12 protein-coding genes and 1 pseudogene are annotated in these 13,418 nt (G+C 60.5%); 10 read left to right on the top strand and 3 right to left on the bottom strand.

The genetic code is table 11. The features are described from left to right. The first annotated feature begins 14 nt into the window (after nt 1-14). The 4 genes from ACZZ0K_RS25720 (at nt 15) to ACZZ0K_RS25705 (ending at nt 3,282) form a co-directional block, all read left to right on the top strand. Complete coding sequence (locus ACZZ0K_RS25720; protein ID WP_258707308.1) at nt 15-560, top strand: twin-arginine translocation pathway signal protein; 546 nt, start codon at nt 15-17, stop codon at nt 558-560. Between the two features lie 131 nt (nt 561-691). Further along, a complete protein-coding gene (locus ACZZ0K_RS25715) occupies nt 692-2,287 on the top strand; it encodes a GMC family oxidoreductase (RefSeq protein WP_150636941.1) in 1,596 nt (531 codons plus the stop codon). Between the two features lie 115 nt (nt 2,288-2,402). Further along, a complete protein-coding gene (gene coaD / locus ACZZ0K_RS25710) occupies nt 2,403-2,882 on the top strand; it encodes a pantetheine-phosphate adenylyltransferase (protein ID WP_003229157.1) in 480 nt (159 codons plus the stop codon). A 148-nt stretch (nt 2,883-3,030) separates the two neighbouring features. Further along, nucleotides 3,031-3,282 (top strand): YfhL family 4Fe-4S dicluster ferredoxin, encoded by a 252-nt coding sequence (locus tag ACZZ0K_RS25705; RefSeq protein WP_003195146.1) that lies wholly within the window; start codon nt 3,031-3,033, stop codon nt 3,280-3,282. A 125-nt stretch (nt 3,283-3,407) separates the two neighbouring features. Here ACZZ0K_RS25705 and ACZZ0K_RS25700 read toward each other — a convergent pair whose 3' ends face one another. From ACZZ0K_RS25700 to ACZZ0K_RS25690, 3 genes are read right to left on the bottom strand one after another with little or no spacing between them, the layout of a single operon-like run. After that, on the bottom strand, nt 3,408-3,731 hold the full coding sequence (locus ACZZ0K_RS25700) for a multidrug transporter (protein ID WP_252877061.1): 324 nt from the start codon (nt 3,729-3,731) through the stop codon (nt 3,408-3,410). A 55-nt stretch (nt 3,732-3,786) separates the two neighbouring features. Continuing rightward, nucleotides 3,787-4,599 carry a bifunctional DNA-formamidopyrimidine glycosylase/DNA-(apurinic or apyrimidinic site) lyase gene (gene mutM, locus ACZZ0K_RS25695; RefSeq protein WP_150743578.1) on the bottom strand — a complete coding sequence of 271 codons (813 nt, stop codon included), beginning with the start codon at nt 4,597-4,599 and terminating at the stop codon, nt 3,787-3,789. 12 nt (nt 4,600-4,611) lie between these two features. Beyond that, a complete protein-coding gene (locus tag ACZZ0K_RS25690) occupies nt 4,612-5,424 on the bottom strand; it encodes an HDOD domain-containing protein (RefSeq protein WP_161984078.1) in 813 nt (270 codons plus the stop codon). A gap of 239 nt (nt 5,425-5,663) precedes the next feature. Here ACZZ0K_RS25690 and ACZZ0K_RS25685 point away from each other — a divergent pair. The 6 genes and pseudogenes from ACZZ0K_RS25685 to ilvD form a co-directional block, all read left to right on the top strand. Further along, nucleotides 5,664-6,191 (top strand): annotated as a pseudogene (locus tag ACZZ0K_RS25685) (type 1 glutamine amidotransferase domain-containing protein); the annotation flags it as partial. Between the two features lie 162 nt (nt 6,192-6,353). Next, the gene (locus tag ACZZ0K_RS25680) at nt 6,354-7,550 is read left to right on the top strand and encodes a class I SAM-dependent rRNA methyltransferase (protein WP_016772700.1); all 1,197 of its coding nucleotides are present in this window, start codon (nt 6,354-6,356) and stop codon (nt 7,548-7,550) included. Between the two features lie 452 nt (nt 7,551-8,002). Next, nucleotides 8,003-9,076, top strand: a complete 1,074-nt coding sequence (locus ACZZ0K_RS25675) for a SagB family peptide dehydrogenase (RefSeq protein WP_463559631.1) — start codon at nt 8,003-8,005, stop codon at nt 9,074-9,076. Next, nucleotides 9,073-10,050: a diiron oxygenase gene (locus ACZZ0K_RS25670; RefSeq protein WP_095181321.1), complete on the top strand. Its 978-nt coding sequence runs from the start codon at nt 9,073-9,075 to the stop codon at nt 10,048-10,050. The genes ACZZ0K_RS25675 and ACZZ0K_RS25670 overlap by 4 nt, the downstream gene beginning before the upstream one ends. After that, on the top strand, nt 10,043-11,275 hold the full coding sequence (locus ACZZ0K_RS25665; RefSeq protein ID WP_252884977.1) for an MFS transporter: 1,233 nt from the start codon (nt 10,043-10,045) through the stop codon (nt 11,273-11,275). The genes ACZZ0K_RS25670 and ACZZ0K_RS25665 overlap by 8 nt, the downstream gene beginning before the upstream one ends. A 256-nt stretch (nt 11,276-11,531) precedes the next feature. Next, on the top strand, nt 11,532-13,373 hold the full coding sequence (ilvD, locus tag ACZZ0K_RS25660) for a dihydroxy-acid dehydratase (protein ID WP_024014684.1): 1,842 nt from the start codon (nt 11,532-11,534) through the stop codon (nt 13,371-13,373). Nucleotides 13,374-13,418: the final 45 nt, after the last annotated feature.

Genomic DNA, 13,418 nt, shown 5'->3' with positions numbered 1-13,418 from the left:
GGGTAATAAAAACAATGCACCCAAGCCTGACCGAAACACCCGCCCTGTCGCGCCGTGGCCTGCTGAAATTCAGCCTTGGCGCCAGCGCGTTTCTCGCCACCGCCGGCCTTGGCGCCAGCCTCACTGGCTGCTCGTCGAGCATCAGCGCCAACGGCTTCGTCAGTTTGCGCGACGGCGATCTGCTGTTCCTGCGCGCGCTGATCCCGGTGATGCTCGACGGCGCCGTGGCCGCCGAGAAAATGCCCGCTGCGCTCGACGGCACGCTGAAGTCGCTGGACTACAGCCTCGATCACCTGTCGCCGGAAATGCTCAAGCTCACTCGGCAACTCTTCGATGTGCTGGGCATGGCCGTGACCCGTGGCCCGCTCACCGGCATCTGGGGCAGTTGGGAAAACGCCAGCCCTGAAGCGATGCGGCATTTCCTTGAACGCTGGGAGAACAGTTCACTGAGCTTGTTGCGCATGGGCCACAGCTCGTTGCAGCAGATGGTGATGATGGCCTGGTACACCCGCGCCGAGTCCTGGGCGCATTGCGGTTATCCCGGGCCGCCTAAGGTCTGAAACCAGGGCGCGGCCTTCGCGAGCAGGCTCGCTCCCACATTTGAAATGCATCCCCCTGTGGGAGCGAGCCTGCTCGCGAAGGGGCCTGCTGCATCACCTCAGCATCCAGAATAATAAAGAGAACCTGACCGATGCCCGTACCCGATCCCTTCCGCGAAGGCCTCGCCCGAGGCTGGAAAACCTACAACGGCGCGCAATTGAGCGACGACCTCACCCTCGAAGCCGACGTCGCCATCATCGGCAGTGGCGCCGGCGGCGGCACCACAGCGGAAATCCTCAGCGCGGCCGGCTACAAAGTCCTGCTGATCGAAGAAGGCCCGCTGAAGACCAGCTCGGATTTCAAACTGCTCGAAGACGAGGCCTATAGCAGCCTCTACCAGGAAGGCATCGGGCGCATGAGCAAGGACGGCGCGATCACGATCCTGCAGGGCCGCGCGGTCGGCGGTACGACGCTGATCAACTGGACCTCGAGCTTCCGCACGCCCGAGCCGACCCTCGAACACTGGGCCAGCGAGCACAACGTCACAGGCCATAGCCCGGCAGAGATGGCGCCGTGGTTCGAAAAAATGGAGCAGCGCCTCGGGGTCGCGCCGTGGATGGTGCCACCCAACGCCAATAACGACGTGATCCGCAAAGGCTGCGAGCAACTCGGCTACAGCTGGCACGTGATCCCGCGCAACGTGCGCGGCTGCTGGAATTTGGGCTATTGCGGCATGGGCTGCCCGAGCAACGCCAAGCAATCGATGATGGTCACGACCATCCCGGCGACGCTGGAAAAGGGCGGCGAGCTGCTGTATCTGGCGCGGGTGGAGAAACTGCTGATCAGTGGCGACAAGGTTACCGGGCTGCATTGCGTGGCGATGGACGAACGCTGCGTCGAGCCGACCGGGCGCAGCATCACCGTCAAGGCGCGGCATTATGTGCTGGCCGGCGGCGGCATCAACAGCCCGGCGCTGTTGCTGCGCTCCGACGCGCCGGATCCGCATGAGCGCATAGGCAAGCGCACCTTTCTGCACCCGGTGAACATGTCCGCCGCGCGTTTCGCCGAGGTGGTCAATCCGTTCTACGGCGCGCCGCAGTCGATTTATTCCGACCATTTTCAATGGAAGGACGGCACCACCGGGCCGATGGCATTCAAGCTCGAAGTGCCACCACTGCACCCGGCGCTGGCCGCCACGCTGCTGGGTGGTTTCGGCCAGGAAAACGCCCGGCATATGGCCGACCTGCCGCACACCCACGCGATGCTGGCGCTGCTGCGCGACGGCTTCCACCCGGACAGCAGCGGTGGCTCGGTGGAGCTGCGCGGCGACGGCTCGCCGGTGCTCGACTATCAGGTTTCGCAGTACGCCTGGGACGGTTTGCGCCGGGCCTTTCACGTGATGGCCGAAATCCAGTTCGCCGGCGGCGCGCAATCGGTCATGCCGATGCACGCCGACGGTCGCTATGTGAAGACACTGGCTGAGGCGCGCTCGCTGATCGACGGATTGAGCCTGGAGCTGTACCGCACGCGGCTGGGCAGTGCCCACGTGATGGGTGGTTGTGCGATGGGGGAAGATCCGAAAAGCGCGGTCGCCGACAGCCTCGGTCGCCATCATCAACTGCGCAATCTGTCGATTCACGACGGCTCGCTGTTCCCCACCAGCATCGGCGCCAACCCGCAGTTGTCGGTGTATGGCCTGACCGCGCAACTGGCGACAGCCTTGGCTGACCGACTGAAAAATCCATGAAAAAGCGGAATATTCCTATCGTCTATAGTGCTTTCTTACCCAACAGGCGACTTGGCCGACCGGGAAGGCTGCGATACCATCCGACTCCCCAACGGACTCCCGCCAGGACGACGCGATGAACCGAGTGTTGTACCCAGGTACCTTCGACCCTATTACCAAGGGCCATGGCGATCTGGTCGAACGCGCCTCGCGCCTGTTCGATCACGTGATCATTGCGGTCGCCGCCAGCCCGAAAAAGAACCCGCTGTTCCCGCTGGAACAACGGGTCGAACTGGCTCGCGAGGTCACCAAACACCTGCCGAACGTGGAAGTGGTCGGTTTCTCGACGCTGCTCGCGCATTTCGCCAAAGAGCAGAACGCCAATGTGTTCCTGCGTGGTCTGCGTGCGGTGTCGGACTTCGAATACGAATTCCAGCTGGCCAACATGAACCGCCAACTGGCACCGGATGTGGAGAGCCTGTTTCTCACGCCGTCGGAGCGTTATTCGTTCATTTCCTCGACGCTGGTGCGGGAAATTGCTGCGCTGGGCGGCGATATCAGCAAGTTCGTCCACCCGGCCGTGGCCGACGCGCTGACCCTGCGCTTCAAGAAGTAGGAGCTGCCGCAGGCTGCGATCCTTTCGTTTCTGGATCGCAGCCAAAGAGTGCCCTTGATCGCCCCCGCGTGCACTGCGAGCGTCAATGCGGCACAATTGCGCGCATTGATTTATAGCGCCCGGGCCTGCCGCCCCGGCTGGAGTTAGCATGTCCCTGATCATCACCGACGATTGCATCAACTGCGACGTCTGCGAACCCGAGTGCCCGAACGCCGCCATTTCCCAAGGCGAAGAGATCTACGTGATCGACCCGAACCTGTGCACCCAGTGCGTCGGCCACTACGACGAGCCGCAGTGCCAGCAGGTCTGCCCGGTGGATTGCATTCCACTGGACGAAGCCCATCCGGAGACTGAAGAACAGTTGATGGAGAAGTACCGCAAGATCACCGGCAAGGCCTGATCTCTTCAGTGCCCGTCCGGCCCTCTTCGCGAGCAGGCTCGCTCCCACATTTGCAATGCATTCTCCTGTGGGAGCGAGCCTGCTCGCGAATGGGCCATCAGCCACACCCCTGAAACCCGATTAGCTCACTCGCGCTGCTCGAACCCCTCCCCCGTACACCCCAGACACCGCACAAACGCCGCTTTCGCCGGGTCTACCACCAGCGCCTGACCGGCATCGCCAACACCGCCGCCGAGCGCGGTAAACGGCAACGACACCACAAACGCTCCCGCACCGATCACCGTTGCTACCACCAGCAAAGGTCGGGCAATCAGCAGGTCGCCGAGCATGGCGTAGGCCGGGGGATTCTGGATGGTGTATCGCGGGTCACCGCTGCCGTTTTCCGAGGCGTGAGCAGCCAGACTGGAACACAGCAGCAGCGTGACGAAGAAGACTTGCAGGAGTTTCATGGCACGATCCTTCGGGCTGAACAGTGAGACTTCTCACTATAGACCGAAGGATTTTTCAGGTCTGGCAGCGCGGGCAAAACACGCTGGCGCGCTGACCGAGCTTCACTTCGCGCAGACCGGTGCCGCAGACCTTGCAGTGCTGCCCTCCCCGGCCGTAGACAAACAGTTCCTGCTGGAAATAGCCGGGCTGACCGTCGCCGCCAATGAAATCGCGCAATGTCGTGCCGCCACGCTCGATGGCGGCGGCGAGGATGCGTTTGATCTCGATCGCCAGTTTCAAGTAACGCCCGCGGGAAATGCTTCCGGCTTCGCGGCGCGGGTCGATGCCGGCGGCGAACAGCGCTTCGGTCGCATAGATATTGCCCACCCCGACCACCACCGCGTTGTCCATGATGAACGGCTTGACCGCCATCGAGCGCCCGCGTGACAGCTTGAACAATCTTTCGCCATCGAACAGATCGGTCAGCGGCTCCGGTCCGAGGCGAATCAGCAGTTCGTGATTGAGCGGGTCGTTGCTCCACAGCATCGCGCCGAACCGTCGCGGGTCGGTGTAGCGCAGGGCCAGACCCGATTCCAGTTCGATATCGACGTGCTCGTGCTTCAACGCCGGCAACCCGGCCTCGACCAGACGCAGGTTGCCCGACATGCCTAAATGGCTGATCAGCGTGCCGATCTCGGCGTTGATCAACAGGTATTTGGCGCGCCGCTCCACCAGCACGATGCGCTGCCCGGACAGGCGCACATCGAGGTCTTCGGGTATCGGCCAGCGCAGGCGCCGGTCGCGGACGATGACGCGGCTGACCCGCTGGCCTTCCAGGTGCGGGGCGATCCCGCGACGGGTGGTTTCGACTTCCGGCAGTTCAGGCATGGTGTCCTCGGATCAATGCGCGCCGAGGTCGCGAATCGTTTGTTTGAGTGTTTCGAAGTCGTAGTCCGACAGACCGACGTAATCGAGCACCAGCGGGCCGACCGCGTTCCACTCGAAATCTTCGCTCTGGTTACCCAGCACCCGATACGAGGCGCAGATGTGCTCGGCCATTTTCAGAATCGCCAGCAAATTTTTCAGCTGGCTGTTCTTCGACGATTCGTCGCTGAAGATCGCCAGCGCGTTGTGGTGGTTGGCGATGGCGGCGCTGACATGCTCCGGCAGGCGCCAGGACTTGGCCGTGTAGTAACCGACCACGGCGTGGTTGGTGTTGAACACACGGTTTTCCGTATCGACCACGCGGCATTCCGGGCTGGCGCTGGCATAGGCCTCTTCCAGTACGGTCATGTAGTTGGGGAAACGTTGCAGCATCAACGGTACGCCGCAATCGTGGAACAGCCCTAACGCATAGGCTTCGTCACCGGCCTGGGTACCGATGCGCTTGGCCAGGGTCAGGCAGGTCATCGCCACGTCCTGCGCGGTGTCCCAGAAACGGTTGAGGGTGACGATGGTGTCGTCGTTCATCTCGCCCTTGATCGACTGCGCGTTGATCAGGTTGATGATCGAGCGGCTGCCCAACAGGTTCACCGCACGCTGAATCGAGGTGATCTTGTTGCTCAGGCCGTAATACGGCGAGTTGACGATTTTCAGCAACGCGCCGGACAGACCGGGATCCTGGGAGATCAGCTTGGCGATCACCTCCAGGTCCGGGTCGGGCATGTACTGCTCCATTTGCAGATCCACCATGATCTGCGGTTGCGCCGGCACACTGATGCCTTGCAGCGATTGTTGAATCTGTTGGGTGGTCAGCTCTTGGGACATAAGTACACACTCCGGGGCAGGCGGCGATTCTAACCGCTGAAACGGCAGGGCGACACACCGATGGGCACATCGTCGGAACTTTCATCTGTGCCCAGGCTTCGGAATCTGTAGGGCGCATCGGACCTCAACGGTTCGCTGCGAAGGCAAAATCTCCACAGACTCAGGAGCTTACCGATGGCAACTTCCTCAATGGCAAACGCGTCGCTATTTTGGTTACCGATGGTTTCGAACAGGTCGAACTGACCGGCCCCAAGGATGCCCTGGAGCAGGCCGGCGTGCAGGTCGATATCCTTTCCGCCGAGGCTGGCACGGTCAAAGGCTGGAACCATGACAAGCCGGCCGACGACTTTCCGGTCGCCAACACCTTCCAGGCCGTGAGCATCGATCAATACGATGCCGTGCTGCTGCCGGGTGGTGTGCAAAATTCCGACACCATTCGTATCGACCAGGATGCTCAGCATCTGGTCAAGACTGCCGCTTCGGCGGGCAAGCCGATTGCCGTGATCTGTCATGGCAGCTGGCTGCTGATTTCCGCAGGGCTGGTCAATGGCAAGACCATGACCAGCTACAAAACGGTCAAGGACGATCTGGTCAATGCCGGGGTCAACTGGGTCGACCAGGAAGTGGTCAAGGACGGCAACCTGATCAGCAGCCGCCAACCGGATGATGTGCCGGCGTTCAGTCAGGCCCTGATTGACGCACTGGCTGCATAAGAGCTGAAATCGCTTTCGCGAGCAGGCTCGCTCCCACAGGTGAATGCATTGCAAGTGTGGGAGCGAGCCTGCTCGCGAAGGCATCATCAGCGTTTCATCGCATCCTCAGCCCTGCGCAAACCTCAACACGCTATACTCCCGCTCTTTTTCCGGAGCGACGTCATGTCCCTGCCTAGCCTGCGCCTCAAAGCCAACGCCGACCGTCGCCTGCGCAACGGCCACTTGTGGGTCTACAGCAACGAAATCGACGTGGCCGCCACGCCTCTGCACGGCTTCAAGGCCGGCGATCAGGCGGTGCTCGAAGCCGCTGGCGGCAAGCCGTTGGGCATCGTCGCCATGAGCCCGAACAACCTGATCTGCGCGCGCCTGCTGTCGCGCGACATCAAACTGGCACTCGACAAGTCGTTGCTGGTGCACCGTCTGAACGTCGCGCTGTCGTTGCGCGAGCGTCTGTTCGACAAGCCGTTCTATCGTCTGGTCTACGGCGACTCCGACCTGCTGCCGGGTCTGGTGGTCGATCGTTTCGGCGACATCCTCGTGGTGCAGATCGCTTCGGCGACCATGGAAGCGCACAAGGACGACGTGATCGCCGCGTTGACCCAGGTGCTCAAGCCAAGCGGCATCCTGTTCAAGAACGACTCCGCCGCCCGCGACGCCGAAGGCCTCAACCGTTATGTCGAAACCGTGTTCGGTCTGGTGCCGGAGTGGGTCGCGCTGGAAGAGAACGGTGTGAAGTTCGAAGCGCCGGTGATTCAAGGGCAGAAAACCGGCTGGTTCTACGATCACCGCATGAACCGCGCGCGCCTGGCACCCTACGCCAAAGGCAAACGCGTGCTCGACCTCTATAGCTATATCGGTGGCTGGGGCGTGCAGGCCGCCGCGTTCGGCGCCAGCGAAGTGTTCTGCGTCGACGCCTCCGCATTCGCCCTCGACGGTGTAGAGCGCAACGCTGCGCTGAACGGTTTTGCTGACAAGATGACCTGCATCGAAGGCGACGTCTTTGAAGCGCTGAAGGAACTGAAAGCCAGCGAAGAACGCTTCGACGTGATCGTTGCCGATCCGCCGGCCTTCATCAAACGCAAGAAAGACATGAAGAACGGCGAAGGCGCCTACCGTCGTCTGAACGAGCAAGCCATGCGCCTGCTGACCAAGGACGGCATTCTGGTCAGTGCTTCGTGCTCCATGCACCTGCCGGAAGATGATCTGCAGAACATCCTGCTGACCAGCGCCCGTCACCTGGACCGCAATATCCAGATGCTCGAGCGTGGCGGTCAGGGTCCGGATCATCCGGTGCATCCGGCCATCGCTGAAACCCGTTACATCAAAAGCATCACCTGCCGTCTGCTGCCCAACAGCTGATTGCGCTTGCACACCGGGGAGCCACTGAGCTCCCCGTTTTTTTTGTGCGCCCTGCCCCCGTTTTTTCACACTCGACATGAGTGTCCTGCCCTCTTCCTACAACTTCTTTCTCGCTGCCTTGCAGGAAGTTTCGTCATGCCTGTCAATCATGGAAATTAAACCTACGCAGTAAGCCTCCTGCAAAAGATCACTCCGACAAAATTACTGGAATATTCCTACTTAATATCCGCTTGCCAATATTCGATTACAAACTAATATGAAGTTGTCGCAACGAAGCGACTCAACTACCAACGAACAAGGAGTTCACATCATGAAAACCATTTATCTCGAAACAGACAAACTCGCCAACCTGGCCTTTCTGGTTGCAGCCACCGGCCGCTAAGTAAGCCTGGACGCCGGAGAGTGCCGGCACTCTGGCGTCCATCAGACTTTTTCCCGAGTGACCTGAGCCCATGTATATCAATCCTTTTCTTTTTATATTGCCGCGCCCGCCTGGACAAGTTGTCTGGAACTACAAGAACCACACTCAACACGAACTTGATCTTGATTACTCCCATCGCCTCGCCAGACTTATACACAACCCTGAATTATTTGATCCGAACAACATAATAGACACACAACTTCTGGACGCAGGAATTCTGACAACTTCACAAATAGACAGTCCGAATTGGGGCTGGGATGAATTGTCGAAGATCTATCACATCGGCACACAAAACATACCTAGCGCACATACGCCTCGGAATATCCACGAGTGGTCCAGGCAATATCTGGCGCACTGCAGCGAAGTGCTGGCGAAGCCAGAACCTGCAGACACCCGGGCGCGGCGATCAGTGCAGCCCCTGATTACCCTGCCCGTACCTGGCGCCATTGATGATGACAGCCTGACTCAGGCCCTGATGAGGCGCAAAACCTGTCGTTCCTACACCGGTGCAGCGGTGACACTGGATGAGGTCGGCACGCTGCTGTATCTGACCCTCGGCTACCTTCCCCCACGCGACAATGTCCACGACGATCCGGTCGCACCGGGTCTGGAGGCACGCCGAAGCTGCCCGTCCGGCGGCGGACTGAACGCCTGTGAGGGATTTGTCCTGGCGCAAAATGTCAGCGGACTGGAACCCGGCATCTACGCCTATCACCCTGCCGAACACGCCCTGAGTCGGATCAATGCGCTGCCGGATCCGGAGCTGGGTCAATTGCTCGGCGGCCAGCATTTCATCAACAACCTGCCACTGGGCGTGTTCATCACTGCAAGGTTTGATCGTCTCTGGTGGAAGTACGAGCACTCGCGTGCCTATCGCATGGCCTTCATCGAAGCCGGTCATCTCTCGCAAACCTTTCAACTGGTAGCGACGACGCTAGGGTTGAACACCTGGTTGACCGGCGCGTTTGCCGACGCACAGATTGAAACCCTGCTCGGCATCGCGGACAGCGCCGAGCAACCGTTGTTCTTCGTCGGTTGCGGACAAAGCGATGGCCAGGCCATGTGCCAGGAAATGCGTGATCTGCTCAGCGGAGCACAGTCATGATTCCCACGGCTATGGACGAGAGCGAAGCCCCGGTGTCATGGTCGCTCAAATTCACGCTTCCAGGCTGGGAGAACCGTGCATCGGTACGCAGCAGTGTCCATGACTATCGGTTACCGGGCGATGTCGAGCAGCAATTGCAAACCCGCTACTGGTTACCCCCGGCCTTTGTGCCCTATCTGGCGCATCCGGCCATCCAGGCCAAAGGTCGCGAAACCCTGCACCGCCTTACCGCCAATCATCTGGTGTATTTCCTCGACTACACCACCCTGCTCGAACACCGCATCGTCAACCGCGCGGTGGAAGTCATCGTGCACCGCGAACTGCCCATTTATATACCGCTACCGATGAAACATGCGGCACTGCAGCTGTATACCGACGAGGGCTACCACGCGCTGTTTTCCAACCAGATTGCCGAGCAGATCGCTGCGCTCTACGGCATCACCCGGCGACCGGTCATTCCGAAGCGGATCAGCCGCATGAACGCTTTGATCGCGCGCACGCCGGAGAAAAACCGTGCATTGGCCTGGTTCCTGCTGGGATTTGTCTCGGAAACCATCATTGCCCGCGAGTTGCTGGAGGTCTGCCGCGACACGCTGGTGTCCAGTGTGAGTGACATGTTGCGCGATCACCTTGCCGACGAAGCCCGGCACAGCCGCTATTTCGCCGAAGCCTTCCATTACTTCTGGATTGCGATGAACAGTCGTCAACGCCTGTTCGCCAGCAAGACCCTCGTGGAGATCATTTCCATCTTCTTCGAAGCAGATGAAGGCTGGCTGCAACAAAGCCTGCGTTCGGCCGGTATTGCCGAGATCGACGTGATGGAGATTGTCGGCGGCACGGCAACGGTGCAGGCCAACCGCGCCCGTGCACGCGTTGGCTGCAAACCTACGGTGGAGGCCCTGCACAAGGCCGGCTTCTTTGCATTGCCCCATAACCAGACACTCTTCGCCAAAGCAGGATTGATCGATGGATAAACACAGCCGTGCAACCACCCGCCGACAACAGCGCGGAGCAATCAGCCTGCTGCTGGCGATGATCCTGCTTGGCGTGTTTCCGCTGGATGTGCTGCTGCCTTCCTTTCCGGCGTTGGCAGCCCACTTTGGCCGATCGGCAAACGACATCGCGCTGTCGATCAGTCTGTTTGCCGTGGGCATCGCATTTGCCCAGTTATTGATCGGCCCGCTGTCAGATGTGATCGGGCGCAAAGGTCTGCTGCTTGCCGGCATGAGCGTGTCGCTGCTCGGCGCACTTGGCTGCGTGCTGAGCAATGACTACACGCTGTTCCTGATTTTCCGGGTAATGCAGGCGCTGGGATGCGGTTGCTTCGTGCTGTCCCAGGCACTGGTGCAGGATCTGTTCGAAGGCAACGAGCGTGATCGCCTGCGGATCCTGATGGTCACCGCAACGGGCATCTTCATTTCGGTATCACCATTGGCGGGCACGTTTCTGCAGGCCACGCTCGGCTGGCGCGGCAGCTTCTGGGTCTTCATCGCCCTGGCCGCAGCAGTTCTGATCAAGACCTGGCGATTGCTCGATAACAGCCGTCCTCCTCATGATGCCAACCGTCTGGGCTTCATCCAGTCCTATCAGCGCGTTCTGGGCAATTTCGAATTTGTCGGCTGTTGGCTGATTTCCGCATTCGCTTTCGCTTGCCACTTTTCCTTCATCGTCATTTCCCCGCTGATCTTCATGGAGCAGCTGCAGATGGCACCTTACGATTTCGCCTTGATCCTGCTGATCTACGGCGCCGCCTATGTCTTTGGCGGCGTGCTCGCCAGCGTGCTGAACCGGCATATCAATGCGCAACAGCAGATTTTTACCGGGCTGAGTCTGATCCTGCTCTCGGGACTGGTAATGCTCTATCTGGCCGCCAACCATGATTTGTCAGCTGCGACTGTGCTGATTCCAATGCTCATCTGCACGGTGGGCACGACCATTACCCGGCCACCGGCTACCTCCCGCGCCATGAGCCTGTTTGCCGAAAATGCCGGCGCATCGGCGTCTGCCGGCAGCACCATCATCTTTATCTGTGGCGGGCTGGTCAGCGCCTTGATCAGCCTCGGCCCGGCCAACCTGCAAGCGACGCTGGGCTACGGTTTCGTCCTGTTGAGCGGCATATCCCTGTTGCTCAACAGCGTGATTGGCCGCCGCGTCAGCAACCTGCGCAGCAACAGGTTGATGCCCGGAGGCGACCATTGACCCTGCCAGTCGTCATCCCGCGCACCGCATCAGCAAGTCAACGATGCTTTGCGCCATTCCCTCGCGACGCCAGCGGTGTAGAATCGCCTCATTCATCGCCATTCATCCCCGGCGGGTTTATGAGCTCAGGCTGAGACCAGCGGCGATCCCGCAACGTCATCGGCAGCTTCCGGACACACGGCCATTTTTCGGGTGTTTCAGAGGTCAACAGAAGCTCACTCCCCTTTAGTACGTGATTAGCCGCCCGGAGTGCTCCATGCCAGATTACCGCTCGAAAACATCCACCCACGGCCGCAACATGGCCGGCGCCCGCGCACTGTGGCGCGCCACCGGCATGAAAGATGACGACTTCAAGAAGCCGATCATTGCCATCGCCAACTCGTTCACCCAGTTCGTCCCGGGGCATGTGCACCTGAAGGACCTGGGTCAACTGGTCGCCCGCGAGATCGAACGCGCCGGTGGCGTGGCCAAGGAATTCAACACCATCGCCGTCGATGACGGCATCGCCATGGGCCACGACGGCATGCTGTATTCGCTGCCGAGCCGCGAGATCATCGCCGACTCCGTCGAGTACATGGTCAATGCCCACTGCGCCGACGCTATCGTGTGCATTTCCAACTGCGACAAGATCACCCCGGGCATGCTGATGGCCGCGTTGCGCCTGAACATCCCGGTGATCTTCGTTTCCGGTGGCCCGATGGAAGCGGGCAAGACCAAACTCGCCTCCCACGGCCTCGACCTCGTCGACGCCATGGTGATCGCCGCCGACTCCAGCGCTTCTGACGAGAAAGTCGCCGAGTACGAGCGTAGCGCCTGTCCAACCTGCGGTTCGTGCTCCGGCATGTTCACCGCCAACTCGATGAACTGTCTGACCGAAGCACTGGGTCTGGCCTTGCCGGGCAACGGTTCCACTCTGGCCACCCACAGCGACCGCGAACAGCTGTTCCTGCAGGCCGGTCGCACCATCGTCGAGCTGTGCAAGCGTTACTACGGCGAGAACGATGACTCCGTGCTGCCGCGCAACATCGCCAACTTCAAGGCGTTCGAGAACGCGATGATGCTCGACATCGCCATGGGCGGTTCGACCAACACCATCCTGCACTTGCTCGCAGCCGCCCAGGAAGCCGAGATCGATTTCGACCTGCGCGACATCGACCGCCTCTCGCGCAGCGTGCCGCAGCTGTGCAAAGTCGCGCCGAACATCCAGAAGTACCACATGGAAGACGTGCACCGCGCCGGCGGCATTTTCAGCATCCTCGGTTCGCTGGCCCGTGGCGGCCTGCTGCACACCGACCTGCCGACCGTGCACAGCCGCAGCATGGAAGAAGCCATCGCCAAGTGGGACATTACCCAGACCAGCGACGAAGCCGTGCATCACTTCTTCAAGGCAGGTCCTGCGGGCATTCCGACCCAGACCGCGTTCAGCCAGTCGACCCGTTGGGAAACCCTCGACGACGATCGTGAAAACGGCTGCATCCGCAGCTTCGAGCACGCCTATTCGAAAGAAGGCGGCCTCGCCGTGCTGTACGGCAACATCGCGCAGGACGGTTGCGTGGTGAAAACCGCCGGGGTCGATGAGTCGATCCACGTCTTCGAAGGCAACGCGAAAATTTTCGAAAGTCAGGACAGCGCCGTGCGCGGCATCCTCGCTGACGAAGTGAAGGAAGGCGACATCGTCATCATTCGCTACGAAGGCCCGAAAGGCGGCCCGGGCATGCAGGAAATGCTCTACCCGACGTCCTACCTGAAATCCAAAGGTCTGGGCAAAGCCTGTGCGCTGCTCACCGACGGGCGTTTCTCCGGCGGTACTTCCGGCCTGTCGATTGGTCACGCTTCGCCAGAAGCTGCGGCCGGCGGCGCGATTGGTCTGGTGCAGGATGGCGACAAGGTGCTGATCGACATTCCGAACCGCTCGATCAACCTGTTGGTCAGCGACGAAGAACTGGCGGCACGCCGTGCCGAGCAGGACAAGAAAGGCTGGAAACCGGTCGAGGTGCGTCCACGCAAAGTGACCACCGCGCTCAAGGCCTATGCCCTGCTGGCGACCAGTGCCGACAAGGGCGCGGTGCGTAACAAAGCGATGCTCGACGGGCTGTAACCGTCAAATCGTCGATGCAAAAATGCCCCGCCATGTGCGGGGCTG

The organism is Pseudomonas sp. AC255 (genome assembly GCF_979258175.1).
The sequence above is the reverse complement of the archived record's forward strand: the minus strand, read 5'-3'. Positions and strand labels throughout refer to the sequence as shown.